This is a genomic window from Amycolatopsis sp. NBC_01307 (genome assembly GCF_035975215.1).
GTDB lineage: Bacteria > Actinomycetota > Actinomycetes > Mycobacteriales > Pseudonocardiaceae > Amycolatopsis.
Window position 1 is genome coordinate 527,034 of sequence record NZ_CP108403.1, and the last position, 24,635, is coordinate 551,668.

The following is a 24,635-nucleotide window of genomic DNA, read 5'->3' on the forward strand; positions in this document are numbered from 1 at the left end:
CGGGTCAGGCTTCGGCGGCTACCGCGTCGTGCATTGGCGCGGTTGCCCGGCCGAAGACCTCCGCCGGTTCCGGGAAGAGCTTCACCAGCGCCGGGTACGCGATTGCCGCGGTGCCCAGGGTTACCAGCAGGCTGATGTCGACGCCGCCCGCGATGTTGCGTAGCGGGCCGGCGATCATCGGGGTGTTCGCGCACAGCAGGCCCAGCGCCGTTGCCGGGATCCAGGCCGCCATTGCGCGCCAGTTCACCCCGCGGGTGAACCAGTAGCGTCCGCCGCGGCGGCCCTCGTTGAAGACCTGCAGGTCGGCGACGTCGTAGAAGCCGCGTCGTTGGACGAAGCCGATCATCATGATCACCATCCACGGCGAGGTGCACAGCACGATCAGCGTGGCGAACGCGTTGATGCTGGACACCATGTCGAGCGCGAAGTTGCCGACGAAGATGAACACCACGCTCAGCGTGCCGATCAGCAGTGTCGCCTGGACCCGTGACAGCCGCGGGAAGATCGAGCTGAAGTCCAGCCCCGTGCCGTAGAGCGACGTCGTGCCCGTCGACAGGCCGCCGATCAGCGCCACCACGATGAGCGGGATCGCGTACCAGAGCGGGGAAATCGCCGTCAGGCCGGTGATATAGTCGGCCGGGTCGGCGACCAGCGTGGCCGTCGCGATGCCGAAGCCGAACGGCAGCAGCGTCGCCACCTGCGCGAGGAACGGTGCCGCCAGCAGGGAGCGTTTGCTGTACTTGGAAGGGATGTAGCGGGACCAGTCGCCGAGGAACGCACCGAACGAGATCGGGTTGGCCAACGCCGTGACCACCGCAAGGATGAACGTCGGCCCGAACGTGCCCAGCGCGTACGTGCCCGTGCCGCTGAAGCCCGGGTCGAACGTGCCGCCGTAGGCGAGGACGCCCAGCAGCATGATCACCGTGCCCAGGACCACCGCGACCCGGTTGACCAGCAGCATGAACCGGTAGCCGTAGATGCAGACGACGAGCGTCGCGATCGCGATGACGCCGTACGCGACGGCCCGCAGCACGGCGCCGCCGTCGAAGCCGAAGAGCCGTTGCGCCGCCCCGGCGACGGCGTCGCCGCTGACCCAGACCGAGATCGCGAAGAACGTGATCGCCGTCAGCAGCGACAGGAACGAGCCGACGCACCGGCCGACGACGCCGAAGTGCGCGCCGGACGACACCGCGTTGTTCGTGCGGGTGCGCGGGCCGAACAACGCCATCGGGGCCAGCACGAGCCCGCCGAGCACCACGCCGATCGCCGTCGCCGCCAGCGCGGCCCGGAAGCTCAGGCCGTACGCGATCGGCAGCGTGCCGAGGATGATCGTGGCGAACGTGTTCGCGCCGCCGAACGCCATCCGGAACAGGTCACGCGGGCGCGAAGTCTGTTCCTCCGGCGGGATCGGCGCGATCCCGTGCTGCTCGACCTCGGTGATCCCGCCGCTCACGCGAACCGCGTCATCACGTGCTTGACGCGGGTGTACTCGGCGAAGGCGTACGCCGACAGGTCCTTGCCGTGCCCCGAGTGGCCGAAGCCGCCGTGCGGCATCTCGGCGACCAGCGGGCCGTGCGTGTTGACCCACACGCAGCCGAAGTCCAGCTCGGCCGAGACGCGCGCGGCGATCGCGAGGTCGCGCGTCCAGACCGACGACGCCAGCCCGTACGGCACGCCGTTGGCCAGCGCGACACCCTCGTCTTCGTCCGAAAAGGACTGAACGGTGACGACCGGTCCGAAGATCTCCTCCTGGACGATCTCGTCGTCCTGACGCAGCCCGGAAACCACCGTGGGGGAGAAGTAGAACCCGCGGTCGCCGTGCTGAACCCCGCCGGTCTCGACGCGGGCGTGCGACGGTAGCCGTTCGAGCAGACCCTGGACGCGGTCGAACTGCGCGCGGCTGTTGAGCGGGCCGAAGTCGACGCCCGGTGTCTGCGCGGCGGCGGCTTTGGTCAGCTCCGCGACGAAGTCGTCGTGGATCGAGGCGTGCACCAGCACCCGGCTGCCCGCGGTGCAGTCCTGCCCGGCGTTGTAGAACGCGGCGCCCACGATGCCTTCGGCCGTCGAGGCGAGGTCGACGTCGGGGAAGACCAGCAGCGGTGCGTTGCCGCCCAGCTCCAGGTGGGTGCGCTTGAGGTCGGCGGCCGCCACGGTGGCGACGTCGATGCCCGCCCGCGTCGACCCGGTGATCGAGACCAGAGCCGTGATCGGGTGCTTGACCAGGGCGCGGCCGGTGTCGCGGTCGCCGGTCAGGACCGTGAACGCACCCGAAGGCAGGAACTCGGCGGCGACCTCGGCCAGCAGCACGGCCGTCGACGGGGTCGTCTCGGCGGGCTTGAGCACCACAGTGTTCCCGGCGGCCAGCGCCGGGGCGATCTTCCAGATCGCCATCATCAGCGGGTAGTTCCACGGCGCGATCTGCGCGCAGACCCCGACCGGCTCGCGGCGGATCACCGACGTGTGGCCGGCCGTGTACTCCCCGGCCGCGGTGCCTTCCAGCTGCCGCGCGGCGCCCGCGAAGAACCGCAGGGCGCTGACGCACTCCGGGATCTCCTCCTCCAGCACGACGGACCGGATCTTGCCCGTCTCGCGCACTTCCAGGTCGGCGAACTCCGCCGCACGCGCTTCCAGCGCGTCCGCGATCTTCAGGAGGGCGAGCTGCCGCTGCGCCGGGGTGCTGCGCCGCCACACCTTGAACGCCCGCGCGGCCGATTCGAGAGCGTTGTCCACATCGGACTGCGTGGCGATCGGGCTGGTGCCGAACACTTCGCCGGTCGCCGGGTCGGTCAGGTCGAGCGTCATGACTGCTCCGGGTGGGTCGGCTCGAACATCTTCAGCAGGGCGGGCAGGACCACGACGGACGGCCCCGGCGTGCGCAACGCCTCGGCGAGATCGGCGCCGACGCTGTCCAAAGTGGACAACTGAGCGGCGACGCCGAAAGACTGCGCCAGCGCCACGAAGTCGGGCCGGGCCAGCTCGGTGGCCGTCGACTGCCCGAAGGCGCCGGTGAGGTACTCGCGGAGGATGCCGTACCCGCCGTCGTCGACGATCAGCCACGTGACGTCCAGGCCGTGCTGGACGGCGGTGGCCAGCTCCGCGACGCTGTACATCGCGCCGCCGTCGCCGGACACGGCCAGCGTGGGTCCGCCGGTCGCGGCCGCGCCGCCGAGCGCGCCGGGCAGGCCGTAGCCGAGGCCGCCCGCGCCCTGCGCCGTGTGGATCGGCGCACCCTCGGGGTTCCACACCGACCAGGCCCAGTACGCGGCGATCGTCATGTCCCAGTACGTCTGCGTGCCGTCGGGGACGGCCGCGCGGACGTCGTCGACGAGCTTGCGTTCGACGGCCAGATCCTGACCGTCCAAACGCGACTGCACCCGTGACAGCAAGGAAGCGACCGCCGCTTCCGCGCGGCCGTCCGAACGCCGCATCGGCACCCACTCCAGCAGCGCCTGCAGCGTGAGCCGGACGTCGGCGTGGATGCCCAGGCCCGGGTAGTTGGACTCCAGCTTGCCCAGGTCGGCCTCGACCTGGATCACGCGCCCACGCGGCGCGAACTCGCGGTAGTTGCTGGACAGTTCGCCGAGCCCGGAGCCCAGCACGAGCAGCACGTCGGCGTCGGCGAGGAACTCCGTGCTGTGCCAGTCCTCCAGCCACGACTGCCCGGACAGCTCGTGGTCCCAGCCGAAGACGCCCTTGCCGCCGAAGGTCGACAGCACGGGCGCGCGCAGAGCTTCGGCGAGCGCCCCCAGCTCGGCGTGGGCGCCGGACCGCAGCGCGCCACCCCCGGCCAGGATGACCGGGTTCGACGCCGCGGCCAGCAGATCCGCCGCCGCGGTGACCAGCTCGGGCAGCGGCGCCAGGGGAGCGGGCGCGGCGGCTACCGACGTGATCGGCGGGACTCCGGCCGGGCCGAGCAGCACATCCTGGGGGATCTCGACCCAGACCGGACCGTAGGGCGCGGTCGAGGCCGACGTCCAGGCTTCGCGCAAGGCCGAAGGGATCTGGCTCGCGCGGCGCACGACGTGCACCGACTTCACGACGCCCGCGAAGCTCGCCTGCTGGTCCGGCAGCTCGTGCAGGTACCCGTGCCGGCCACCGCCGAGGCCGGCCACCGGGATCTGGCTGGAGATCCCGAGCACCGGCACCGACGCCGCGCGGGACTCCTGCAGGGAAGCCAGCGTCAGCAGCGCGCCCGGGCCGGTGGAGACGACGAGCGGCGTCACCGGGACCGGGCCGTCCGGGTTCGCCGCGAGCCGCGCGCGGGCGTGCCCGTCGGCGGCGAAGGCGAGGTTGTTCTCGACGCGCCCGCTGATCACGCGCAGGTCGTCGGCCCGCCGCAGGGCTTCGAACAGGCCCAGGGCGTGCTGGCCCGGCAGGCCGAAGACCGTGTCGGCGCCCAGGGCGCGCAGCGTTTCGACGACGACGTCGCCGCCGATGCGTTCGGTGTCCGTCATGCGCTCTTCCCCAAGGTCAGCAGGCTCACCAGGTCGTAGGCGACGTGGGAGGCCGCGATGGCGGTGATCTCGGCGTGATCGTAAGCGGGGGCCAGTTCGACGACGTCGGCTCCGATCAGGTTGAGGTCGCGCAGCCCGCGCAGGATCTCCAGCAGCTCGCGGCTGGTCATCCCACCGGCTTCGGGGGTGCCCGTGCCGGGGGCGTGGGCCGGGTCGAGGACGTCGATGTCGACGGAGACGTACAGCGGCCGGTCGCCGATCCGCTGCCGCAGCGCGTCCACGGTCTCGTCGACACCCCGGCGCATGACGTCGCCGGAGGTGACGATGCCGAAGCCGAGGCGGCGGTCCTCTTCGAGGTCCCGCTTGCCGTACAACGGCCCGCGCGTGCCGACGTGCGACAGCGCGCTCGTGTCGAGGATGCCCTCCTCCGACGCCCGCCGGAACGGGGTGCCGTGGGTGTAGGGCTCGCCGAAGTAGGTGTCCCAGGTGTCGAGGTGCGCGTCGAAGTGCAGCAGCGCCACCGGTCCGTGGCGCTTGGCCGCCGCGCGCAGCAGCGGCAGCGCGATCGTGTGGTCGCCGCCGACGGTCACCAGCCGCGTCCCGTTCGCCTGCAGCGCCTCGGCTTCCTGCTGCAGGACCTCGATCGCCTCGCCGATGTTGAACGGGTTGACGGCGATGTCACCCGCGTCCACCACCTGCATCTCGGCGAACGGCGAGACGTCCAGCTCCGGGTGGTAGGGCCGCAGCAGCCGGCTCGCCTCGCGGACGGCGGCCGGGCCGAACCGCGCGCCGGGCCGGTAGGACACCCCGGAGTCGAAGGGCACCCCGACGACGGCGACGTCGGCGTGGGGGACCTGGTCGATCCGCGGCAGCCGCGCGAAGGTGGCGAACCCGGCGAACCGGGGGATCCGCGACGAGTCGAGGGGTCCGACGTTAGGCACTGGCAGGCTCCTGTTCGCGGGTCGGGACGGACGTGTCTTCGCCGTTGAGACGGCGGGTCCAGGTGGTCAGGATCGAGTCGGCCGTGCGGGGCGTGGCGAAGCTGACGGCCAGGTAGACCAGCAGGCTCGCGCCCAGGCCCCAGTAGATCGGGGTGTTGGCCTCGACGCCGTCGATGATCATGAACGTCACGACGGACACCGTGCCGGCGATCATCGAGGCGTACGCGCCCTGGCGGGTGCCGCGCTTCCAGAACAGCGCGCCGACGATCGCCACCAGCAGGCCGCCGACGAGGATGTCGTAGGCGATGGTGAGCGCGTTGACGACGTCGTCGACGATCATCGCGATGCCGATCGCGACCAGGCCGAGCACGAGCGTGGTGATCCGGTTGCGGCGGACCTCGCCGGTCTCGCTGTTCTTCAGGCCCAGCTTGGTCAGCAGGTCCGACGTCGTGGTGGTGGCGCAGGCGATGAGCGCGCCGCTGGCGGTCGACATCATCGCCGAGAGCGCGGCGGCCAGCACCAGCCCGCGGACGCCGGTCGGCAGCAGGCGTTCGACGATCGTCGCGAAGGCGTCCTGCGCGCTGCCGAGGTCCGGGTAGAGCGCGTGGGCGGCCATCCCGATCAGCGCGCCGGCGACGCCGTAGACCAGGCAGTAGACGCCGGAGGTGATCCCGCCGGACGTCGCGATCGCCGGCGTGCGGGCGGTGAACACGCGCTGCCAGATGTCCTGGCCGATGAGCAGGCCGAAGGTGTAGATCACGAAGTACGTGACGATCGTGTCCGTGCCGATCGAGGTGAAGCTGAAGAAGCTCGCGTCGAGCTTCTCGCTCATGCCGCTGAAACCGCCGGCGGAGCTGATCGCGACCGGCAGCAGGATCGCCAGGATGCCGATGGTCTTGATGACGAACTGGGCGATGTCGGTGAGCGTGATCGACCACATGCCGCCGAGCACCGAGTAGAGCACCACGATCGCGCCGCCGACGGCGATGCCCGCCCAGTTCGGCAGGTCGAACAGCACCTTGAAGATGGTGGCGAAGGCCAGCGTCGAGGTGACCGTGAGCATCAGGGTGTAGCCCCACATCACGACGCCGGACACCGCGCTGGTGTTGCCGCCGTAACGCAGGTCGAGCATCTCGCCGACGGTGTAGACCTTGAGCCGCACCAGCCGCCGCGCGAACACCGCGTGCAGCACCAGGATGCCGACGCCGATGGAGAGCACCAGCCAGGCGCCCGAGATGCCGTAGGTGTAACCGAGCTTCACGCCGCCGACGGTGGACGCGCCGCCGAGCACGACGGCCGACATCGTGCCGGAGTACATGAACCAGCCCAGCCGCCGCCCGGCGACGAGGTAGTCGGACTTCGTCTTCGCGAGCCGGAGGCCGTACCAGCCGACCCCGAGCATCCCCGCGATGTAGAGCGCGATGACCACATAGTCCCCGGTCACGGCGGTCCTCCTTACCTCTTCGGGTGGTGTTCGGGTCACCGTAGGTTCGCGGGCCACCCCGCTGGCATGGGACGATCCATCCTCTGTTTGCTCAATATGAGGACGTAATGACCCAGAACGCGGATCCGTGGTCCACCGAAGTGAATGTCCCGTTACGGGACGTCGTCGGCAACCGGGAGCTCGCGCTCGACGTCGTCCCCGAGACGCTGCGGCCGGGCGCGCTCGACGCCCCGGTGCGCTGGGCGCACGTCAGCGAGCTGCGGGACCCCGCGCCGTACCTGATCGGCGAGGAGCTGATCCTCACCGCCGGGGTGAACCTGCCCGACGACGTCGACCGGTACGTGCGCGGGCTGCGCGAGGCCGGCGTGACGGCGCTCGGCTTCGGGCTCACCCCGACCGTCTCCGAGACGCTGCCCGAACCGCTGCGCCGGGCCTGCGCGCGGCACGGGCTGCCGCTGCTGGTGGTGCCGCCGCGGACGCCGTTCCTGGCGATCAACCGGGCCGTCTCGGTCGCGCTGACCGAGGCGGGCCAGCGGGAGCAACGGCGGATCACCGCGGCCCGGGAAGCCCTGACACGCGCGGCGGGCGGCGGGCTCGGCGAGCTGACGGAAGCGCTCGCGGACCGGCTGCGGTCCTGGGTCGCGCTGGTCGGCGCCGGGGACGTGCTGGCCTCGGCCCACGACGCGCCGACGCCGTTGCCGCCCGAGGTGCGCGAGCTCGTCGCCACCGTGCGGGCAGGCAGCGGGATCCGCAGCGCGACGACCGAGCTGGCCGGCGGCGTTTTCGTCGTGGTCCAGCCGGTGTACCCGCAGGCGACGGCGTCGCACCTGGTGGTCACCGGCCGCGCCCGCCGGTTCGACAGCGCCGACCGCGCGATCCTCGCCGTCGGCGCGGCCCTGCTCGGCCTGGTCGGGCGCGCTGGTTCGGACGCGGCCGAGCTGGGCGCGGCGGCGACCGGGCTGCTGCTCGGGCGCGCGTCGGCCGACGGCGTCGCGCGGGCCGTCCTGGGATCGGACGTCTGCCGGCTGGTCGCGGGTGCGCCGTACCGCCGCGGGCCCGGCGAGGTGGCGTTGCGCCCGGACTGGCTGCGCGCGCGGCTGGACACGCCGCTGCTCGAGGTCCGGCCCGGCCCGCGGTTCGTCGCGATCACCGGTCCGTCGCCGGGAGACCTGGAGGACTTGCGCGCACACGGCTGGCTCGCGGCGGCCGGGTCGCCGGTCCCGGCCGAGCGGCTGGCCGACGCCGTGGCCGAGGTGGATCTGCTGCTGGAGCGGGCGGTGGCCCTCGGCCGCCCGGTGCTCGCCGGCAGCGGCCCGCTCGACTTCGACGCGTTGGTGGCGCCGGACGCGTCCCGGGCGTTCGCGGCCCGGGCTTTGGAACCGCTGCTGGCCCTCGACCGGGCGGGGGACCGGGAACTGGTGCCGACGGTGCGCACGTGGCTGGCCCACCACGGCGGCTGGGAGGCGACCGCGACGGCGCTGGGCGTGCACCGCAACAGCGTCCGGCACCGGATCGCCCAGGTGGAGCGCGCGCTCGACGTGGACCTGGCGGACCCGGAGACCCGGATGCGGCTGTGGTTCGCCCTGCGCTGGGCCACACCCGACGCACGGTGAGGCTTGTTCAGCCGTCGGCCGCCGCATGACTTCGCGGTAATCCGCGGCATCCGGGGCGGGTCGCGGCGGCCTGACCAGAACAAGCCTCAGTCCTTAAAGGGCACTCTCAGGAAAATATGGGATTGTGGTCCGGTGCGAGTTTTGGTAGTCGAGGACGAAGAACCCCTGGCCGACGCGATCGCCCGTGGCTTGCGCCGCGAAGGCATGGCGGTGGACGTCGCGCTCACGGGTGATGACGGTCATGAGAAGGCCGCCGTCACGCGGTACGACGTCGTGTTGCTGGACCGGGATCTGCCCGGGATGTCCGGTGACGAGCTGTGCCGCGAGATCGTCGCGTCCGGCGAGCTGACGCGGGTGCTGATGCTGACCGCGAGCAGTTCGGTGTCGGACCGGGTCGAGGGGCTGTCGCTCGGTGCCGACGACTACCTCGCGAAACCGTTCGCCTTCCCCGAGCTGGTCGCGCGGGTGCGGGCGCTGGGCCGCCGCGCCACGCCGGCCGCGCCGCCGTTGCTGACCGCGGGTGACGTCGAGCTGGACCCGGCGAAGCGCACCGTGCGCCGCGCCAGCGGGCCGGTCGAGCTGACCCGCAAGGAGTTCGGCGTCCTCGAGGTGCTGCTCTCGGCCGCCGGTTCGGTGGTCAGCAGCGAAGAGCTGCTCGAACGGGTCTGGGACGAGAACGCCGACCCGTTCACCACGACCGTCCGGGTCACCGTCATGACGCTGCGCAAGAAGCTCGGCGAGCCGGGGATCATCGAGACGGTCGTCGGCTCCGGGTACCGGGTGCCGGAGCCCGGCACGCCGCGCGCGTGAACCTGCCGGGCACCCGCAGCCTCCGCGCCCGGATCACCCTGCTGGCGACCGTGCTGGTCGCCGCCGTCAGCCTGCTGCTGCTCTGGCTGGCCTGGACGCTGGTGCGGGACTCGCTCGACGCGGTCCCGCAGATGCCGCCGGGCAGCACCGTGGTCGTCGACGGCGTCCAGGTGGACGCCTCGACGCTCGCGGAGCACCTGCGCGTGCACGCCCGCAACCGGATGCTGCTGTTCGGGTCGCTGGCGTTCCTGCTGGTGGTGGCGGCCGCGGCGATCCTCGCCTGGACGTTCACCTCGCGCGTGCTGCTGCCGCTGCGCGAGATCACCGGCACGGCGCGGCGGCTGTCGGTCGAGTCGCTCGGGGCGCGGATCGGCGAGGTCCGCTCGCGTGACGAGCTGGCCGAGCTGGCCGGCACGTTCGACGACATGCTCGACCGGCTGCAGGCCGCGTTCGACGCGCAACGCCACTTCGTCGCGAACGCGAGCCACGAGCTGCGGACGCCGTTGTCGGTGATCCGCACGGAACTGGACGTCACGCTCGCCGACGAGGAAGCCGACGTGGCCGAGCTGCGCCGGATGGGCGGCGTGGTCCGCGACGCGACCGAACGCGCCGGCCAGCTCGTCAACTCGCTGCTGCTGCTGGCCCGCACGGATGGCGCGGGCCTCGGCGTCCGCGAGCCGGTGGACCTGGTGGTGGTCGTCGACCGCGCCTGGCGCTCGGCCCGCGTCGAGGCTGAGCAGCGCGGGATCCGGGCGTCGTTCACGATGGCGCCGGCGCCCACGTTCGGCGATCCCGCGCTGCTGGAACGGATCGCGGGCAACCTGCTGGAGAACGCCGTGCGCCACAACGTCGAGCACGGCTGGCTGGACGTCGTGACCCAGCCGGGCCCGCAGTGGTCGGTGCTGCGGGTCCGCTCGTCGGGCGGCCTCGTGGACCCGGCGGCGGTGCCGGAGCTGTTCGAGCCGTTCCGCCGCGCGGGCGTGGCGCGCACGGCCCGGTTCGGTGCGGGACTGGGGTTGTCGATCGTCCGCGCGGCGGTCGCGGCGCACGGCGGGAGCGTGGCGGCGGAGCCGATCGTCGGCGGTGGACTGGCCGTGACGGTGCACCTGCCCGTCGGCTGAGCGTCAGCGGGCGGTGTACGCGCCGCCGTTGACGTGCACGACCTGCCCGGTGAGGTGACCGGATCCGTTGCCCGCCAAGAAGAAGATCGTGTCGGCGGTCTCGGCGGGCGTGCCGGGCCGCTTGTCGAACGCCACCGAGACGCGAGCCCGGACCCAGTCCTCGGTCACGGTGCCCTGGAAGAACTCGGTGTCGAGCGTGACACCGGGGGCGACGACGTTCGCGCTGATCCCGCGTCCGGCCAGTTTCCGGGCGAGGTCGACGTTCCAGGCTTCGATGGCGGCCTTGGCCGCGCCGTAGGAGCCGGAGCCCTGCTTCGCCGCGATCGAGCCCACGGTGACGATCCGGGCGCCGTCGGCCAGCCGCGGCGTCAGGGCTTCCGTGACGAGCACGGCGGTGAGGACGTTGGCGTCGAAGTTGGCCCGCCACGCGGCCGCGACGCCGTCGAGGTCACCGGGCTCGACGGCCGGGCGTTGCCGGTCGGTGTTGCCGCCCGCGTTGTTGACGAGCACGTCGACCGAGCCGGGCAACTGGTCGAGCGCGGCCCGGACCGAGCCCGGGTCGGCCGCGTCGAAAGCCAGGTAGCGCACGCCGAGTTTCGCGGCGGTGCCGGCCAGGACGTCCTCGCGGCGACCGGTGATGGTGACGGTGTCGCCCGCCGCGGCGAAGAGGGCGGCGGTGGTGGCGCCGATGCCGGTGCCACCACCGGTGATGACGACGGTGCGGGAAGAAGTCATGGCCCAGTTCTAGAATCAGATTCTCGATAAGTCAAGAGATGTTCGAACATCTGAGATGAACTCGAAGATGTGTAGGGTGAGGCCATGGCGACGCCCGCTGCCGCGAAGACCCGCACCGATGACGTGTACGAGTGGCTGCGCGCCGACATCCTCGGCGGCGTCCTGGTGCCCGGTGAGCGGCTGAAGTTCCGGCCGCTGTGCGCGCGGTACACCGCGAGCGTGAGCCTCGTCCGCGAGGTGCTGAGCCGGCTCGCCGAGCAGGGACTGGTGCGCGCGAGCCCGCAGGTCGGGTTCCAGGTGACGCCGATCTCCGAGGCGGACCTGCGGGACCTGACCGCGACCCGGGTCGACATCGAAGGCCTGGCGCTGCGGCGGTCCGTCGAGCGCAACGACCTGGCCTGGCGCTCGAAAGTCGTCGCGGCGCACTACACCCTGGCGAACACGCGCCGCCGTGACCCGGCCGATCCCGGGCGCGTGACGCCGGACTGGGAAGCCGCGCACGCGGAGTTCCACGACGTCCTGCTCGCCGGGTGCGGCAGCGAACGCCTCTACGGCATCGCGCGCGCCCTGCGCGACAGCGCGAAGCTCTACCGGCGGTGGTCCGAAGCCCTCGACGAGCAGGACCGCGAGCGCGACCCGGCGGCCGAGCACGCCGCCATCACCGATCACGCGCTGGCCGGCGACGCGGACGGCGCGGTGGCCGCCCTGGCCGGCCACATCCGGCTGACCACCGACCTCATCCTCGAGACCCGGCCCGAGCAGGAGGGGCGCGCCGAACCGCGGAGTGTGCTGTGATTCCTGGCGTGGACGCGAAACCGCGGTCGTTGCCCCGGATCCTGGTGCCGGTCGTCGTCGCGGCCCTGGCCGCCGGGGTCGGGCTGGCGTTCTTCGTCGCGGCGCTGCTGCGGCCGCCCGATCTGCCGGTGGACACGAACCCCGGGCCGCTGGCCGGGCACAACCTCTGCGCGTCGGTCGCGGTGTACTTCCGGACCGACGACGAGATGCGGGACGCCGCGGGAAAGTTCCGCGACGACCCGAAGGCGCGGCGGGTGTTCGTCCAGACCAAAGCGGAGGCGTTCGCCCGGTTCAAGGACGTCTTCAAGGACCAGCCCGAACTGCTGCAGCTGACCACACCGGACGCGTTGCCCGCGTCGGTGTCGCTGCTCGCGGTGCCCGGCACGGACCTGGACGCCTGGGCCCGAGAGCTGCACGCCCGCTTCCCGAACGCCGACCAGGTGCAGGTCAACGACCTGAACGAGGCGGCGACGCGGCTGAAGGTCACCGCACCGCCGCCGAAGTGCCCGCGCGAGGGCGAGTACTGAAAGCCGTGAAGGCCTCCTTCCCGGCCATAAGAGCCGGTAAGGAGGCCTTCACGGCTTTACCTCAGGAGGCCGGGACCGACGCGACGCCCGGGGCGAGGAACGGCTTGCCGTTCACCCGCTCGGACACACCCGAGCGGTCCAGGTACGGCGTGATGCCGCCGTTCCAGAACGGCCAGCCGGCGCCGAGGACCAGGCACAGGTCGATGTCCTGCGCCTCGGCGACGACGCCTTCGTCGAGCATGATCCGGATCTCCTCGGCGATGGCGGAAAGGGCGCGCTCACGCACCTGCTCCGCCGTCGACGGCTGGTCGCCCTGCGTCCACAGCTCGACGACCTCGGGGTCGGGCGACTGGTTCCCCTGGGCATCCCAGACCCAGACGCCCTTCTTGCCCGCCTTGACGAACTTGGCGAGGTTGTCGCTGACCGTGAACCGGTCCGGGTACGCCTCGTGCAGCGTCTCGCCGACGTGCAGCGCGATGGCCGGGCCGACGAGCTGCATCAGCGTCAGCGGCGACATCGGCAGGCCGAGCGGCTCGAGCGCGCCGTCGGCGACCTCGAACGGCGTGCCCTCGTCGACCGCCACCAGCACCTCGCCGAGGAAGCGCAGCAGGAGCCGGTTGACCACGAAAGCCGAAGCGTCCTTCACCAGCACGCTGGACTTCTTCAGCTGCTTGCCGACCGAGAACGCCGTCGCGAGCGACGCGTCGTCGGTCTGCTCGCCGCGGACGATCTCCAGCAGCGGCAGCACGGCCACCGGGTTGAAGAAGTGGAAGCCGACCACGCGCTCGGGGTGCTGCAGCTTCGACGCCATCGCGGTGATCGACAGCGACGACGTGTTGGTCGCCAGGATCGCCTCGGCGGAGACGTGCTGCTCCAGCTCGGCGAACACCTGCTGCTTGACGCCCAGCTCCTCGAACACGGCCTCGATGACGAAGTCGGCGTCGGCGAACGCGGCCTTGTCGAGCGAACCGGAGACCAGCGCCTTGAGCCGGTTGGCGCCGTCCGGGGAGACGCGCTTCTTGGCCAGGAGCTTGTCGATCTCGTCGTGGACGTACCCGACACCCTTGTCGACGCGCGCCTGGTCGACGTCGGTCAGCACGACCGGCACCTTGAGACGGCGCACGAACAGCAGCGCGAGCTGGCTGGCCATCAGGCCGGCGCCGACGATGCCGACCTTGTTCACCTTGCGCGCCAGGTTCTTGTCCGGCGCGCCGGCCGGGCGCTTGGCGCGCTTGTTGACCAGGTTGAACGAGTACAGCCCGGCGCGCAGGACGTCGGACATGAGCAGCTCGGCGAGGCCGTCGGTCTCGGCCGCGTAACCCCGGTCGAGGTCGTTCTCCCGGGCCAGTTCCAGCAGCTCGACGGCCTTGGTCGCGCCCGGCGACGCGCCGTGCGTGCGGCCGTCCACAATGGACTTGGCCCGCGCGATGGCGTCGTCCCACTCCGCGCCGCGGTCGATCTCGCGCCGCGCCGGGGTGATCTCGCCGTTGACCACGCGAGCCAGCCACAGCAGCGACTGCTCGAGGTAGTCCGCCGAGCCGAAGACGGCGTCGACGATGCCCAGCTCGGCCGTCTTCTTGACGGTGAGCATCTTGTTCTGCGCCAGGGCGTTCTCGATGATCACCGTGACGGCGGCGTCCGGCCCGATGAGGTTCGGCAGCAGCTGCGTGCCGCCCCAGCCCGGGAACAGGCCGAGGAAGACCTCGGGGAACGCGATCGCGGCGGTGTTCTCCGAGAGCGTCCGGTAGTGGCACGACAGCGCCAGCTCGAGGCCGCCGCCCATGACCGCGCCGTTGACGAACCCGAACGTCGGGATCTTCGTCTCGGTGAGGCGGCGGAAGACGTCGTGCCCGGTCTGGGCGATCTCGCGCGCCAGCTTCGGGTCCGCGACGGACTCGACACCCGAGAGGTCCGCGCCGACGGCGAAGATGAACGGCTTGCCGGTGACGGCGATCGCGGCCGGCTCGGCCTCGAACGCCTTGTCCAGCGCGGTGTCGAGCGACACGAGCCCCTGCGGGCCGAAGGTGTTCGGCCGGGTGTGGTCGTGGCCGTTGTCGAGCGTGATCAGGGCGACCGGCTTGGTGAGTCCGGGCACCTTGACGAGCCGGGTCGTCGCGACCGTGACGACCTCGTCGGGGAACGCGGCCTTCGCTTCTTCAGCGGTGAACGTCATTACTTCGCCCCCTCGAACGCCGGGTTCTCCCAGATCACGGTGCCGCCCATGCCGATGCCGATGCACATCGTGGTGATGCCGTACTGCACGTCGGGCCGCTCGGCGAACTGGCGCGCGAGCTGCGTCATCAGCCGGACGCCGGAGGAGGCCAGCGGGTGGCCGCAGGCGATCGCGCCGCCCCACTGGTTGACGCGCGGGTCGTCGTCGGCGATGCCGAAGTGGTCGAGGAAGGCCAGCACCTGCACGGCGAAGGCCTCGTTGATCTCGAACAGGCCGATGTCGTCGATGGAGAGGCCCGTGCGCTTGAACAGCTTCTCGGTGGCCGGCACCGGGCCGATGCCCATGACCTCGGGCTCGACGCCGGCGAAGGAGTAGCCGACCAGCCGCATCGCGACGGGCAGGCCCAGCTCGCGGGCGGTGTCCTCGTCGGCCAGCAGCGCCGCGGTCGCGCCGTCGTTGAGGCCCGCGGCGTTGCCGGCGGTGATCCGGCCGTGCGGGCGGAACGGCGTCTTCAGCCCGGCGAGCGTCTCGAGCGTGGTGCCGGGCCGCGGCGGCTCGTCCTCGGTGGCCAGGCCCCAGCCGAGTTCCTTCGAACGGGTGGCGACGGGCACCAGTTCGGGGCCGATCTTGCCGGTCTTGACGGCTTCGGCGTAGCGCTCCTGGCTGCGCGCGGCGAACGCGTCGGTGCGCAGCTTGGTGATGTCCGGGAACCGGTCGTGCAGGTTCTCGGCGGTCTGGCCCATGACGAGCGCGGTCGGGTCGACCAGCTTGTCGGCGATGATCCGCGGGTTCGGGTCGACGCCTTCACCCATCGGGTGGCGGCCCATGTGCTCGACGCCGCCGGCGATCGCGATGTCGTAGGCGCCGAAGCCGATACCGGACGCGGTGGTCGTGACGGCCGTCATGGCGCCGGCGCACATCCGGTCGAGGGCGAAGCCGGGCACCGACTTCGGCAGCCCGGCGAGCAGCGCGGCGGTGCGGCCGATGGTCAGGCCCTGGTCGCCGATCTGCGTGGTGGCGGCGATGGCCACCTCGTCGACGCGCTCGGGCGGCAGCTCCGGGTGCCGCCGCAGCAGCTCCCGGATGGCGTTGACGACCAGGTCGTCGGCGCGGGTCCCGGCGTAGATGCCCTTGTCGCCGGCCTTGCCGAATGGGGTCCGTACCCCCTCGACGAAGGCGACGTTGCGTACCCCTCGCGCGTTCGGCGCAAGCGGCGTTGCTGGTGCGGCCACGAATACTCCATCAAGTAGACAGGGTTGTTAGCCGCAGGGTAGCCCTTGTTACCCGTGGGTAACCAGTGGTGTGGCCCGGTCGAGTGGGGTAAGGCACACTCACGGGGTCATCGTCTGTCCCTTGACGAGCCAGGCGAGCCCGAACGCCCACACCGCGACGCTCTCCAGCCACAGTGCCGGGTGCAGCGCCGGGACGAGGCCGAGGGCGCTGGTGAGCACGATGAGCACCAGAGAGGCGAGGATCACGGCGCCGCAGGCGCGGTAGAAGGTGCCTCGCTGTGCGGAGTGCTCGCCGTCGCGCGGGAACAGCCGCAGGCAGAAGCAGGCCAGGCTCAGGAAGAACACCGTGGCGAACGTGAGGTGCAGGACGCCGGCGGTCCGGTCCCAGCCCGAGACGTCGCCGCCCGGCGTGGTGGGGAACAGCCCGACCCCGATCGCGCCGAGGCCCGCGACGGTGCTCACGACGTTGTCGACGAGGTCGTGACCGTAGTAGGCGAGCAGGAACACCCCGACCGCGCACATCGCGCCGACGAAGACGTTCCCCACGTCGGTGTAGTAGTAGCCGCTGAGCGAGCCGAGGAGGCCGCCGCCGTCCGCGAGCTGCTTGCCGAGGATCAGGACGGGCGGCAGCGCGAGCCCGATCAGCCCGATGGCGCGCCGCAGGTAGAGGTAGGAGTGGACGAGCGTGGTCTGCGGGGATGTGGTCGCCGTCGTCATGGCCGCCTCCGGGAGTCGTCCGTGATTCATCGGCACACCGGCGGCGGAGTCTGAGGGTCGTTACCGAGCGGACGACCAGATCCGCAGCCGATCGTTACCCAGCTCGGCGAAGGTGCCGTCGCGGTGCGCGGTGGGCCGGAAGCCCGCGGCGAACCCGATCCGGGCGCCGGCGGCGGGATCCCAGACCTCGAACCCGGCCTCGGCGGTGACGTACAGCAGGCCGCGGTGACCCCACATCTGGCCGGCGGGCCCGGCGAACATCCCGATCCGGCGGCCGGCCCCGGCGTCGCGGAGCTCGACGCCGTCGAGCATCGGCTCGTCCTCACCGATGCCTTGCAGCGCCACGGTGTTCTCGTCGATCCAGGCCATCGGCCGGTTCCAGCAGTAGCCGCGGTCGGCGAGCAGGCGACCGTGTTCGGGCGCGTGCCGCTCACCCGCGAGCCACGCCTCGCAGTCGAGCGCCAGCGGCACCCCCACCGGGTGCCAGGCCCAGCCGTCGACGAGCAGGACGCGCCCGGACGGGCTCGGCCGCAGCGCGCCGAAGAAGTAGTCGAGGTAGTGCTCTGGGTTCTCTTCACGGGTCGTGACGCGGTCGGTGAGCAGGCGGCCGGTGGCGGCGTCGAAGACGTCGAGCCGGTTCCAGCCGGTGGCCGCGACGACCAGCGCGCCGGCGCCGGCGTCGAGGAACGCGACGGGGAACCGGGTCGTGTCGGCGTGGTAGTCCTGCCGGTCCAGCGCCAGGGTCACCGCGCCGGAAGCGAGGTCGACGACCGCGCCGTATCGGCCGTAGTCGGTGACCACGGCGGCGAACCGGCCGTCGCCGCTCGTGTACAGCGCCGGTCCACGGACGTGACCGGCCCACTCGCGCGGGGGTTCCGGCGGCACGTCGACCGGCCCGATGAGCCGGGGTTCGCCGCCGATCCCGACCAGGCCTTCCGCGGTGAGCGCGAGCCAGCCGTCCGGCAGGGGCGCGAGGCACTGGTCGTTCAGCGGGGTGACCGGGCAGGCCGTCGTCGTCCAGGCACCGCCGAGGTCCCGGTCGTGCCGGAGGATTCCGGGGGTGCCGCGCCAGCCGAGGTCCGCGTCGGCCTCGGCCCGGTCGAAGCAGCCGGCGCACGCGTCGAGCAGTTCGGGGGCGTCGAGGTCGGCGCACGCCTCGCACAGCAGGTCGTACCGGGTCGCGACGCCCGTGAGCACGCGGAAGCAGTCAGGTCCGTTGTCGGTGGTCAGATGGGCGCAGACACGCGCCCCGGCGGCCGGTGCGAGATGGCCGCACGATAGAGCTTTCACCACTCCAGTGTGCGCAGGGGCGCACCTGATTTATCGCGACGCCAGGTACGCGAGCCAGCCGCCGGTGGCGGAGATGTCCTTCGCGCCTTCGGTAGCCGACGGTTCGCACAGGAAGCCCGGCACCTCGCGGCCGTCCGCCAGTTCGACCTTGCCGATGGCCAGCGGCGACGGGATCCGCGAGACGAACTCGCCGAAGCCCCGCACGGGAAGCGACCAGACCTCCGCCGCCACCGACACGCCGTCCGCGGGGACGCGCACCAGCCCGGGCTTCGGCGGCACAGTGTCCAAGGCGTAAAGACGGTACGAAGCCGCCGTGTCCACTTCGGACACGAACCGGCCGCCGCGGGACGTCAGCTCGTGGTTCAGCGGCTGCCCGCGAAGGTGCGCGCCGACCACGACGATCGGTACGCGCGCACCCGGCAGCGAGGCCAGCGCCGTCAGCTTCAGGTCGTCGTGCGGAGCGCCGACCAGCATGACGCCGAACGGGCGCCCGGCCACCGTCCCCGCCGGGACCGCCAAGGCCGACAGCCCGAACAGGTTGGTGGAGTTGGTGAACCGGCCGAGGCGCGCGTTGACGGCGACCGGGTCCGCGGCGACCTCGGCGAGCGTGGGGTGCTCGGTGGTCGTCGGCAGCAGGAGCGCGTCGACGCCGGCCAGCGTGGCCAGGGCTTCGGTGCGCAGCCCGGCCAGGGTGTCCTGGTCGGCGAACAGCCGGTGCGCGCGGATGTCCCGGGCGCCGGTGATGATGCCGTGCACCACCGGGTCGCAGTCGTCCGGGTGCGACTCCAGGAACTCGCCGACCGCCGTGTAGCGCTCGGCGACGAACGCGCCGCCGTACAAGAGCTGCGCCGCGTCCAGGAACGCCGAGATGTCCACAGTGGTCACTTCGGCGCCCGCGGCCGCGTAGCCCTCCACCGTCGCGGCGAACGCCTCCGCCCAGCCGGGTGCGAGCGGGCCGAGTTCCGCGGGCACGCCGATGCGGAACCGTCCCGTGTGGACCTGTTCGGGCTCGGCCAGGCACGTCAGTGCGAACGCCGCCTCCTCGACCGTCCGCGCGAAGAGCGAGACGCAGTCGATGCTGCGGCACGCGGGCACGACGCCCTCGGTCGGCAGCAGGCCCGGCGTCGGCTTGAGGCCGACGATCCCGTTGAACGCCGCCGGTACCCGTCCGGAACCCGCGGTGTCGGTGCCCAAAGCGAGGTCGACGATTCCCAGCGCCACTGCCACCGCCGACCCCGAGCTGGACCCGCCCGAGACGTACGCCGGGTCGACGGCGTTGCGGACCGCGCCGTACGGGCTGCGCGTGCCGACCAGCCCGGTCGCGAACTGGTCCAGGTTTGTCGTGCCGAGCACCAGCGCGCCGGCCGCCCGCAGCCGGGCCACGACCGGTGCGTCCGCGGCCGGCCGGTACGCGTAGGCCGGGCATCCCGCCGTCGTCGGCAGCCCGGCGACGTCGATGTTGCCCTTCACCGCGACGAGCGTCCCGTAGAGCGGCAGCCCACGCTCTTCCAGCGCGGCCGCTTCGGCCAGCACGTCGGCTTCCGGCCGCAGATCGATCCAGATTTCGGGCCGGTCGACCTGCTCGATCCGCCGGTAAGCCGCGCGCACGCGTTCCAGCAGGCTCATGCCAGCACCACCAACGGCGTGCCGGGCGCCACCTGGTCACCGGGGGACACGAGCACGTCGACCACCTTCCCGCCGGCCGGCGCCGGGATCCGCGCCTCCGTCTTCATCGCTTCCAGCGTCACCAGCGACTGCGCGTCCTCGACGTGCTGGCCCACCGAGACGTCCACCCGCCACACGGTCGCCGCGAACGGCGCCTCGACGACGTGGCCGCCAGGCGGAGCCTCGACGCGCGCCGAGGGCCGCGTCACCGGTTCCGGCTTCGGGTCGAACTCGCCCGCCGCCGCCCACGCCCGCCGCTCGGCCTCGAACGCCGCCGCCTGCGTCGCCCGGAAGTCCGCGATGCTCGACGCGTTGCCGGCCAGGAACTCCTGGTAGCCGGCGAGGGCGAACGAACCGTCGGTGACGTCGAGCTCCAGCTGACCGGCCGACGAACGCGCCCGCAGGTCCAGCAGCTCGTCGGCCGACACGGGGTACCAGGAGATCCGGTCGAAGAACCGCAGCAGCCACGGCGCTTTCGCGCCACGCCAGCTGTTCCAGACCTGCACGGTCCGCCCGACGAACTGGTACCCGCCCGGCCCCTCCATCCCGTAGATGCACAGGTAGGCGCCGCCGATGCCGACGGAGTTCTCCGCCGTCCACGTCCGCGCCGGGTTGTACTTCGTCGTGACCAGCCGGTGCCGCGGATCCAAGGGCGTCGCGACCGGCGCGCCCAGGTAGACGTCGCCGAGGCCGAGCACCAGGTACTCGGCGTCGAAGACCGTCCGGTAGACGTCGTCCACACTGGACAGTCCGTTGACGCGCCGGATGAACTCGATGTTCCACGGGCACCACGGCGCGTCGTCGCGCACGCCCGTCATGTACCGCTCGATCGCCTCGCGCGTCGCCGGGTCGTCCCACGACAGCGGGAGCCGCACGCTGCGGCTCGGCACCACGAGATCGTGCGTCGGCGGCAGGTCGCGTTCCAGCTCGCGCACCAGGCCGAGCGCCTTGCCGACCGGCAGCGCGTCCGGGTCGACGTGCACCTGCAGCGACCGGATGCCCGGAGTCAGGTCGACGATCCCGGGCACGCCCTCGGCCGCGAGCCGCTCGGCGAGCGCGTGCACCCGCATCCGCAACGCCAGGTCGAGCTTCATCTCGCCGTACTCGACGAGCAGGTTGTCGTCGCCGCTGCGCCGGTAGGTGACGGCCGGCTCGTCGTCCGAAGCGGACAGTCGCGTGAGGACACCGCCGTCGTGGCGCGCAGTCCGGCTCGGCTCGATTACTGACGCGTACCGCGTGCGCAGGGCCGCCGCGTGGTCGGCGTCGATCGGCACGAACCGCACGGTGTCGCCGGGGCGCAGCTGCCCGAGCTTCCACCGCTCGCCGGTGGCGACCGTCGCCGGGCAGACGAACCCGCCGAGGCTGGGGCCGTCCGGGCCGAGCAGGATCGGCAGGTCGCCGGTGTAGTCGACGGCGCCGATCGCGTACGGCGTGTCGTGGATGTTCGACGGGTGCAGCCCCGCCTCGCCGCCGTCCGCGCGGGCCCACTTCGGCCGCGGGCCGACGAGCCGGACGCCGGTGCGCGCCGAGTTGAAGTGGACCTGCCAGTCCGTGGTGTAGAACGTGTCGACGTCGTCGGGGGTGAAGAACTCCGGGGCCGCGTGCGGTCCTTCGAGCGCGCCGATCGTCCAGTGCGACGCGAAGCCCGGGCGGTCGGTCACCGGCCCGACGACGGGATCCGCGGGCACCGGGCCGAGCTGCAGTACGCCGCCCGCGGCCAGCGCGCGGCCGCCGTGCCCGCCGAAGCGGCCCAGGGTGAACGTCGCGGTGCTGCCGAGGAACTCCGGCACGTCGACGCCGCCGCGCAGCAGCACGTAACTGCGCAGCCCGGCCGTGCACGCCCGGACGTCGAGAGTCGCCCCCGCCGGCACCTCGACGGGGGTCCACGAGGGAACCTCGGCGCCGTCCACGAGGACGGTCGTCGGCGCGCCGGTGACGCACACCTGCGTGGCGTGCGAGAACCGCAGCGTGACACCGTCCACAGTGCACTCCAGGCCGGGCGCGCCCTCGGGGTTGCCCAGCGCGACGTTGCCCAGCCGCAGCGAACGGTCGTCCATCGGCCCGCTCGGCGGCACGCCGACGTGCCAGTACCCGGTGCGGCCCGGCCAGTCCTGCACGGTCGTCATGGTCCCGCCGCGCACGACGTCGATCCGCGGTTCGGTGTCCCCGACGTCGTCCAAAGTGGACGTGTCGTGCGTCGCGGTGCCGAACGCCGGATCGGCGGCCGCGGCTCGCAGCTGCCCGAGGTTGGTCGCGACGCCGTCGACGCGCGTCTCTTCGAGGGCCGTCCGCAGGTTCGCCAGGGCGTCCGCGCGGTCGGTGCCGGTGCAGATCACCTTGGCCAGCAACGGGTCGTAGTGCGTGGTGACGGTCGTGCCCGGCTCGACCCAGGTGTCCACCCGGGCGCCGGCGGGCCGCGTGAACCGCGTGACGAGGCCCGCACTCGGCCGGTGGCCGGCGCTGGGGTCCTCGGCGTACACGCGTGCCTCGACGGCGTGCCCGCGCGCCACCGGCACGGCCCGGAACATCGCGCGGTCGCCTTGGGCGAGCCGCAGCATCCAGGCGACCAGGTCGACGCCGTACACCGCCTCGGTGACCGGGTGCTCGACCTGCAACCGGGTGTTGACCTCGAGGAACGCCGCCTCGCGGTGCTCGGGGTCGTAGACGTACTCGACCGTGCCCGCCGAGCGGTACCGCACGGACGAACACAGCGCGACGGCCGAGTCGACCAGGCGACGGCGGACGGCGTCGGGCAGGTCCGGCGCCGGGCACTCCTCGACGACCTTCTGGTTGCGCCGCTGCAGCGAGCAATCGCGCGTGCCCAGCGCGAGGACCTCGCCGAAACCGTCGCCGAACACCTGGACCTCGACGTGCCGGGCGCGGCGCACCAGCCGTTCCAGGAACACCCCGGAACTGGCGAAGCTCTTGGCCGCGATGCTGCGCACACCGTCCCACGCGAGCCGCAGCTCCCCGGGCGTGGCGCACGCGCGCATCCCGATCCCGCCGCCCCCGCCGGTCGCCTTGAGCATCACCGGGTAGCCGATCTCCGCCGCGTGGGCCACCGCTTCGTCCACATCGGACAGCAGGCCGGTGCCGGGCAGCAGCGGGACGCCCGCCGCGATCGCCGCCTCGCGCGCGGTGTGCTTGCTGCCGAACACCTCCAGGTGCTCGGGCGACGGCCCGGCGAAGACGAGCCCGGCGTCCTCGCAGGCCCGCGCGAACGCCGCGTCCTCGGAGAGGAACCCGTACCCCGGGTGGACGGCGTCGCAGCTGGTCTCGAGCGCGGCCGCGATGATCGCGTCGGAGCGCAGATAGCTCTCCGCCGCGGGCGCCGGGCCGAGCCGGACGGCCCGGTCGGCGAGCCTCACGTGCGGGGTCAGGCGGTCGGCGTCCGAGTACACCGCGACGGTTTCGAGGCCCAGTTCCTTCGCGCTGCGCAGGATCCGGACCGCGATCTCGCCGCGGTTGGCGACGAGCAGTCTCACACCCCGCCTCCGGAAGCCGTCACGACCAGCCGGACCGGCGTCGGGTCGAACCCGTTGCACGGGTTGTTGATCTGCGGGCAGTTCGACACCAGCACCAGGACGTCGGTCTCGGCGCGCAGCCGGACCTCCAGGCCGGGCGCGGAGATCCCGTCGACGATGCCGAGGGTGCCGTCCGCCTCGACCGGCACGTTCATGTACCAGTTGACGTTGCTGACGAGGTCGCGCTTGCCGAGCCCCCACTTCGCGCCCTCGCTGAGGAAGTTCTCGACGCAGGCGTGCTGGAACCGGGTGTGCTGGCCGTAGCGCAGGCTGTTGGACTCCTTGCTGCACGCGCCGCCGAGTGTGTCGTGCCGCCCGCAGGTGTCGGCGACGACGGTCAGCAGCGGCGCGCCTTCCTGGGTGCGCAGCACGCTGCCAGTCGTCAGGAAGATGTTGCGCTGCGCGGCGATCGTCGCCGCGGCGCTGTAGCGCTTCGCCGTGTCGTTCGCGTCGTAGCACAGGAAGTCGACGGCCTGGTTGCCGCCGAGGTCGACGATCGACAGTTCCTGTCCCTGCTTCAGCACGAGGGAGAACGGCGCCCGCGCCGGGACGTCGAAGGTGAGCGTCAGCTGGGACTGGTAAGCGGCGCTCACGCGATCCCCCTCGCGGCCAGGTAGTCGGCGGTGTTCTCGAAAGCGCGCTGGGCTTCGGGGCTGTGCGTCCATTCGGGACTGTCCGGAGTGGACGGCCGATCGCGCCAGGCGAGCACTTCGAGCTTGGTCGCCGTGTAGTCCGGCCGCGGGTCGACCGGGTGCGGCACGTTCGCGAGCAGCACGATCGACGGGATCTCGATCCGCAGGTCGACGGACTTCCCGGCGCCCGCGGAGCCGGTGAACTCCAGCTCGCCCGCGGCACCCACGCGCACGCCCTGGAAGAACGACAGGCTCGGCGGCAGGTCGCGCGGGCCGAGCCCGTTCTTCGCCGCGGCCAACGTGAACAGCGGGAGCCCGGCGGGAGAGGGGCCCTGCGGGGCGCCGTCGCCGTAGTGCTCGGTGTTGCCGTCCACAGTGGACGTCCCGCACAGCGCGTCGTGCCGGCCGCTCGAATCCTCGACGATCGTCGCGAGCACCCGGGCCTGGTCCGACAGCAGCGCCACGGACCCGCCGAGGTAGGCGTTCCACTGCACCTTCACCGTGTCGGCGACGTTGAGCCGCTCCCAGGGCTGATCGGCGTTGAACAGCAGCAGGTGCGCGCACGCGTCGCCCTCGACGTCGGTGAGCCGCAGCCGGGTGCCGCGGGTCAGCACCTTGTGCGTGTACCCGCCACCGGCGACCGTCTCGGCCCAGGTCAGCGCCTCGGGTGCGACCCCCGGTGGCGGTGACGGCCACGTGCTCGCCGGGATCGACGGCATCGTGTCGACGACGGTGCCCGCCTGGGCGCGGGCGTGGTCACGCGCGCCGTAGGTGGTCGCGGTCGTGCTCATCGGACGTCCTCTCGGGTAGCGGTTCGAGGGCGGGAGCGGGGCGTGGCCGCAGCCGGCAGACCGCGCCGATCACGGGCGCGCCGCCGACGAACTCTAGCGGGAACAAGAGCGTCCGAGGACGCCCGAACCGGACAGATCGGAGATCTCCGCACGTCGCCGGCCGATGTTCAC

Annotated in this window: 19 protein-coding genes; 5 read left to right on the forward strand and 14 right to left on the reverse strand. The window is 72.3% G+C overall.

The genetic code is table 11. From position 1 onward, the window contains the following. Window positions 1-4: 4 nt before the first annotated feature. From OG439_RS02530 to OG439_RS02550, 5 genes are read right to left on the reverse strand one after another with little or no spacing between them, the layout of a single operon-like run. Complete coding sequence (locus OG439_RS02530; protein ID WP_326947707.1) at window positions 5-1,453, reverse strand: purine-cytosine permease family protein; 1,449 nt, start codon at window positions 1,451-1,453, stop codon at window positions 5-7. Continuing rightward, window positions 1,450-2,802 carry an aminobutyraldehyde dehydrogenase gene (locus OG439_RS02535; protein WP_326947708.1) on the reverse strand — a complete coding sequence of 451 codons (1,353 nt, stop codon included), beginning with the start codon at window positions 2,800-2,802 and terminating at the stop codon, window positions 1,450-1,452. The genes OG439_RS02530 and OG439_RS02535 overlap by 4 nt, the downstream gene beginning before the upstream one ends. Continuing rightward, window positions 2,799-4,454 (reverse strand): thiamine pyrophosphate-binding protein, encoded by a 1,656-nt coding sequence (locus OG439_RS02540; RefSeq protein ID WP_326947709.1) that lies wholly within the window; start codon window positions 4,452-4,454, stop codon window positions 2,799-2,801. Before OG439_RS02540 ends, OG439_RS02535 begins: the two co-directional genes overlap by 4 nt. After that, window positions 4,451-5,395 carry an agmatinase gene (speB, locus tag OG439_RS02545; RefSeq protein WP_326947710.1) on the reverse strand — a complete coding sequence of 315 codons (945 nt, stop codon included), beginning with the start codon at window positions 5,393-5,395 and terminating at the stop codon, window positions 4,451-4,453. Before speB ends, OG439_RS02540 begins: the two co-directional genes overlap by 4 nt. Further along, entirely contained in the window at window positions 5,388-6,839 is a 1,452-nt protein-coding gene (locus OG439_RS02550) for a sodium:solute symporter (protein WP_326947711.1), read from the reverse strand. Before OG439_RS02550 ends, speB begins: the two co-directional genes overlap by 8 nt. 107 nt (window positions 6,840-6,946) lie before the next feature. Here OG439_RS02550 and OG439_RS02555 point away from each other — a divergent pair, with 107 nt between their 5' ends. The 3 genes from OG439_RS02555 to OG439_RS02565 all read left to right on the forward strand — a co-directional run bounded on the left by OG439_RS02555 (window position 6,947) and on the right by OG439_RS02565 (window position 10,383). Continuing rightward, a complete protein-coding gene (locus tag OG439_RS02555) occupies window positions 6,947-8,452 on the forward strand; it encodes a PucR family transcriptional regulator (RefSeq protein WP_326947712.1) in 1,506 nt (501 codons plus the stop codon). Window positions 8,453-8,584: 132 nt separating this feature from the next. After that, on the forward strand, window positions 8,585-9,262 hold the full coding sequence (locus OG439_RS02560) for a response regulator transcription factor (protein WP_247049032.1): 678 nt from the start codon (window positions 8,585-8,587) through the stop codon (window positions 9,260-9,262). Continuing rightward, the gene (locus OG439_RS02565) at window positions 9,259-10,383 is read left to right on the forward strand and encodes a sensor histidine kinase (RefSeq protein WP_326947713.1); all 1,125 of its coding nucleotides are present in this window, start codon (window positions 9,259-9,261) and stop codon (window positions 10,381-10,383) included. Before OG439_RS02560 ends, OG439_RS02565 begins: the two co-directional genes overlap by 4 nt. Window positions 10,384-10,386: 3 nt before the next feature. On the opposite strand, the gene OG439_RS02570 is transcribed toward OG439_RS02565, so the two are convergent. Then, complete coding sequence (locus tag OG439_RS02570) at window positions 10,387-11,118, reverse strand: SDR family oxidoreductase (protein WP_326947714.1); 732 nt, start codon at window positions 11,116-11,118, stop codon at window positions 10,387-10,389. 84 nt (window positions 11,119-11,202) lie between these two features. Between OG439_RS02570 and OG439_RS02575 the strand changes: the two genes are divergently transcribed. Then, complete coding sequence (locus tag OG439_RS02575) at window positions 11,203-11,913, forward strand: GntR family transcriptional regulator (RefSeq protein ID WP_326947715.1); 711 nt, start codon at window positions 11,203-11,205, stop codon at window positions 11,911-11,913. Between the two features lie 8 nt (window positions 11,914-11,921). Further along, window positions 11,922-12,440, forward strand: coding sequence for a permease-like cell division protein FtsX (locus tag OG439_RS02580; RefSeq protein ID WP_326947716.1), 519 nt, complete (start codon window positions 11,922-11,924; stop codon window positions 12,438-12,440). Window positions 12,441-12,501: 61 nt separating this feature from the next. On the opposite strand, the gene OG439_RS02585 is transcribed toward OG439_RS02580, so the two are convergent. The 8 genes from OG439_RS02585 to OG439_RS02620 form a co-directional block, all read right to left on the reverse strand. Next, on the reverse strand, window positions 12,502-14,613 hold the full coding sequence (locus OG439_RS02585; RefSeq protein ID WP_326947717.1) for a 3-hydroxyacyl-CoA dehydrogenase NAD-binding domain-containing protein: 2,112 nt from the start codon (window positions 14,611-14,613) through the stop codon (window positions 12,502-12,504). Then, on the reverse strand, window positions 14,613-15,845 hold the full coding sequence (locus tag OG439_RS02590) for a thiolase family protein (RefSeq protein ID WP_326947718.1): 1,233 nt from the start codon (window positions 15,843-15,845) through the stop codon (window positions 14,613-14,615). Before OG439_RS02590 ends, OG439_RS02585 begins: the two co-directional genes overlap by 1 nt. Window positions 15,846-15,944: 99 nt before the next feature. Continuing rightward, window positions 15,945-16,562, reverse strand: a complete 618-nt coding sequence (locus OG439_RS02595; protein ID WP_326947719.1) for a DUF998 domain-containing protein — start codon at window positions 16,560-16,562, stop codon at window positions 15,945-15,947. Window positions 16,563-16,622: 60 nt separating this feature from the next. Next, window positions 16,623-17,759, reverse strand: coding sequence for a hypothetical protein (locus tag OG439_RS02600; protein ID WP_326947720.1), 1,137 nt, complete (start codon window positions 17,757-17,759; stop codon window positions 16,623-16,625). A gap of 123 nt (window positions 17,760-17,882) precedes the next feature. Continuing rightward, window positions 17,883-19,478, reverse strand: coding sequence for an allophanate hydrolase (locus OG439_RS02605; RefSeq protein ID WP_326947721.1), 1,596 nt, complete (start codon window positions 19,476-19,478; stop codon window positions 17,883-17,885). Continuing rightward, entirely contained in the window at window positions 19,475-23,002 is a 3,528-nt protein-coding gene (gene uca, locus OG439_RS02610) for an urea carboxylase (RefSeq protein ID WP_326947722.1), read from the reverse strand. The genes OG439_RS02605 and uca overlap by 4 nt, the downstream gene beginning before the upstream one ends. Next, window positions 22,999-23,634 carry an urea amidolyase associated protein UAAP2 gene (locus OG439_RS02615; RefSeq protein WP_326947724.1) on the reverse strand — a complete coding sequence of 212 codons (636 nt, stop codon included), beginning with the start codon at window positions 23,632-23,634 and terminating at the stop codon, window positions 22,999-23,001. The genes uca and OG439_RS02615 overlap by 4 nt, the downstream gene beginning before the upstream one ends. After that, window positions 23,631-24,464 carry an urea amidolyase associated protein UAAP1 gene (locus OG439_RS02620; protein WP_326947725.1) on the reverse strand — a complete coding sequence of 278 codons (834 nt, stop codon included), beginning with the start codon at window positions 24,462-24,464 and terminating at the stop codon, window positions 23,631-23,633. Before OG439_RS02620 ends, OG439_RS02615 begins: the two co-directional genes overlap by 4 nt. Window positions 24,465-24,635: the final 171 nt, after the last annotated feature.

Excerpts from the sequence above, each read along its gene's own strand:
- OG439_RS02535 (WP_326947708.1), bottom strand. The coding sequence starts at position 2,802 with ATGACGCTCGACCTGACCGACCCGGCGACCGGCGAAGTGTTCGGCACC.
- OG439_RS02540 (WP_326947709.1), bottom strand. The coding sequence starts at position 4,454 with ATGACGGACACCGAACGCATCGGCGGCGACGTCGTCGTCGAAACGCTG.
- OG439_RS02555 (WP_326947712.1), top strand. The coding sequence starts at position 6,947 with ATGACCCAGAACGCGGATCCGTGGTCCACCGAAGTGAATGTCCCGTTA.
- OG439_RS02570 (WP_326947714.1), bottom strand. The coding sequence starts at position 11,118 with ATGACTTCTTCCCGCACCGTCGTCATCACCGGTGGTGGCACCGGCATC.
- OG439_RS02575 (WP_326947715.1), top strand. The coding sequence starts at position 11,203 with ATGGCGACGCCCGCTGCCGCGAAGACCCGCACCGATGACGTGTACGAG.
- OG439_RS02585 (WP_326947717.1), bottom strand. The coding sequence starts at position 14,613 with ATGACGTTCACCGCTGAAGAAGCGAAGGCCGCGTTCCCCGACGAGGTC.
- OG439_RS02595 (WP_326947719.1), bottom strand. The coding sequence starts at position 16,562 with ATGACGACGGCGACCACATCCCCGCAGACCACGCTCGTCCACTCCTAC.
- OG439_RS02605 (WP_326947721.1), bottom strand. The coding sequence starts at position 19,478 with ATGAGCCTGCTGGAACGCGTGCGCGCGGCTTACCGGCGGATCGAGCAG.
- OG439_RS02620 (WP_326947725.1), bottom strand. The coding sequence starts at position 24,464 with ATGAGCACGACCGCGACCACCTACGGCGCGCGTGACCACGCCCGCGCC.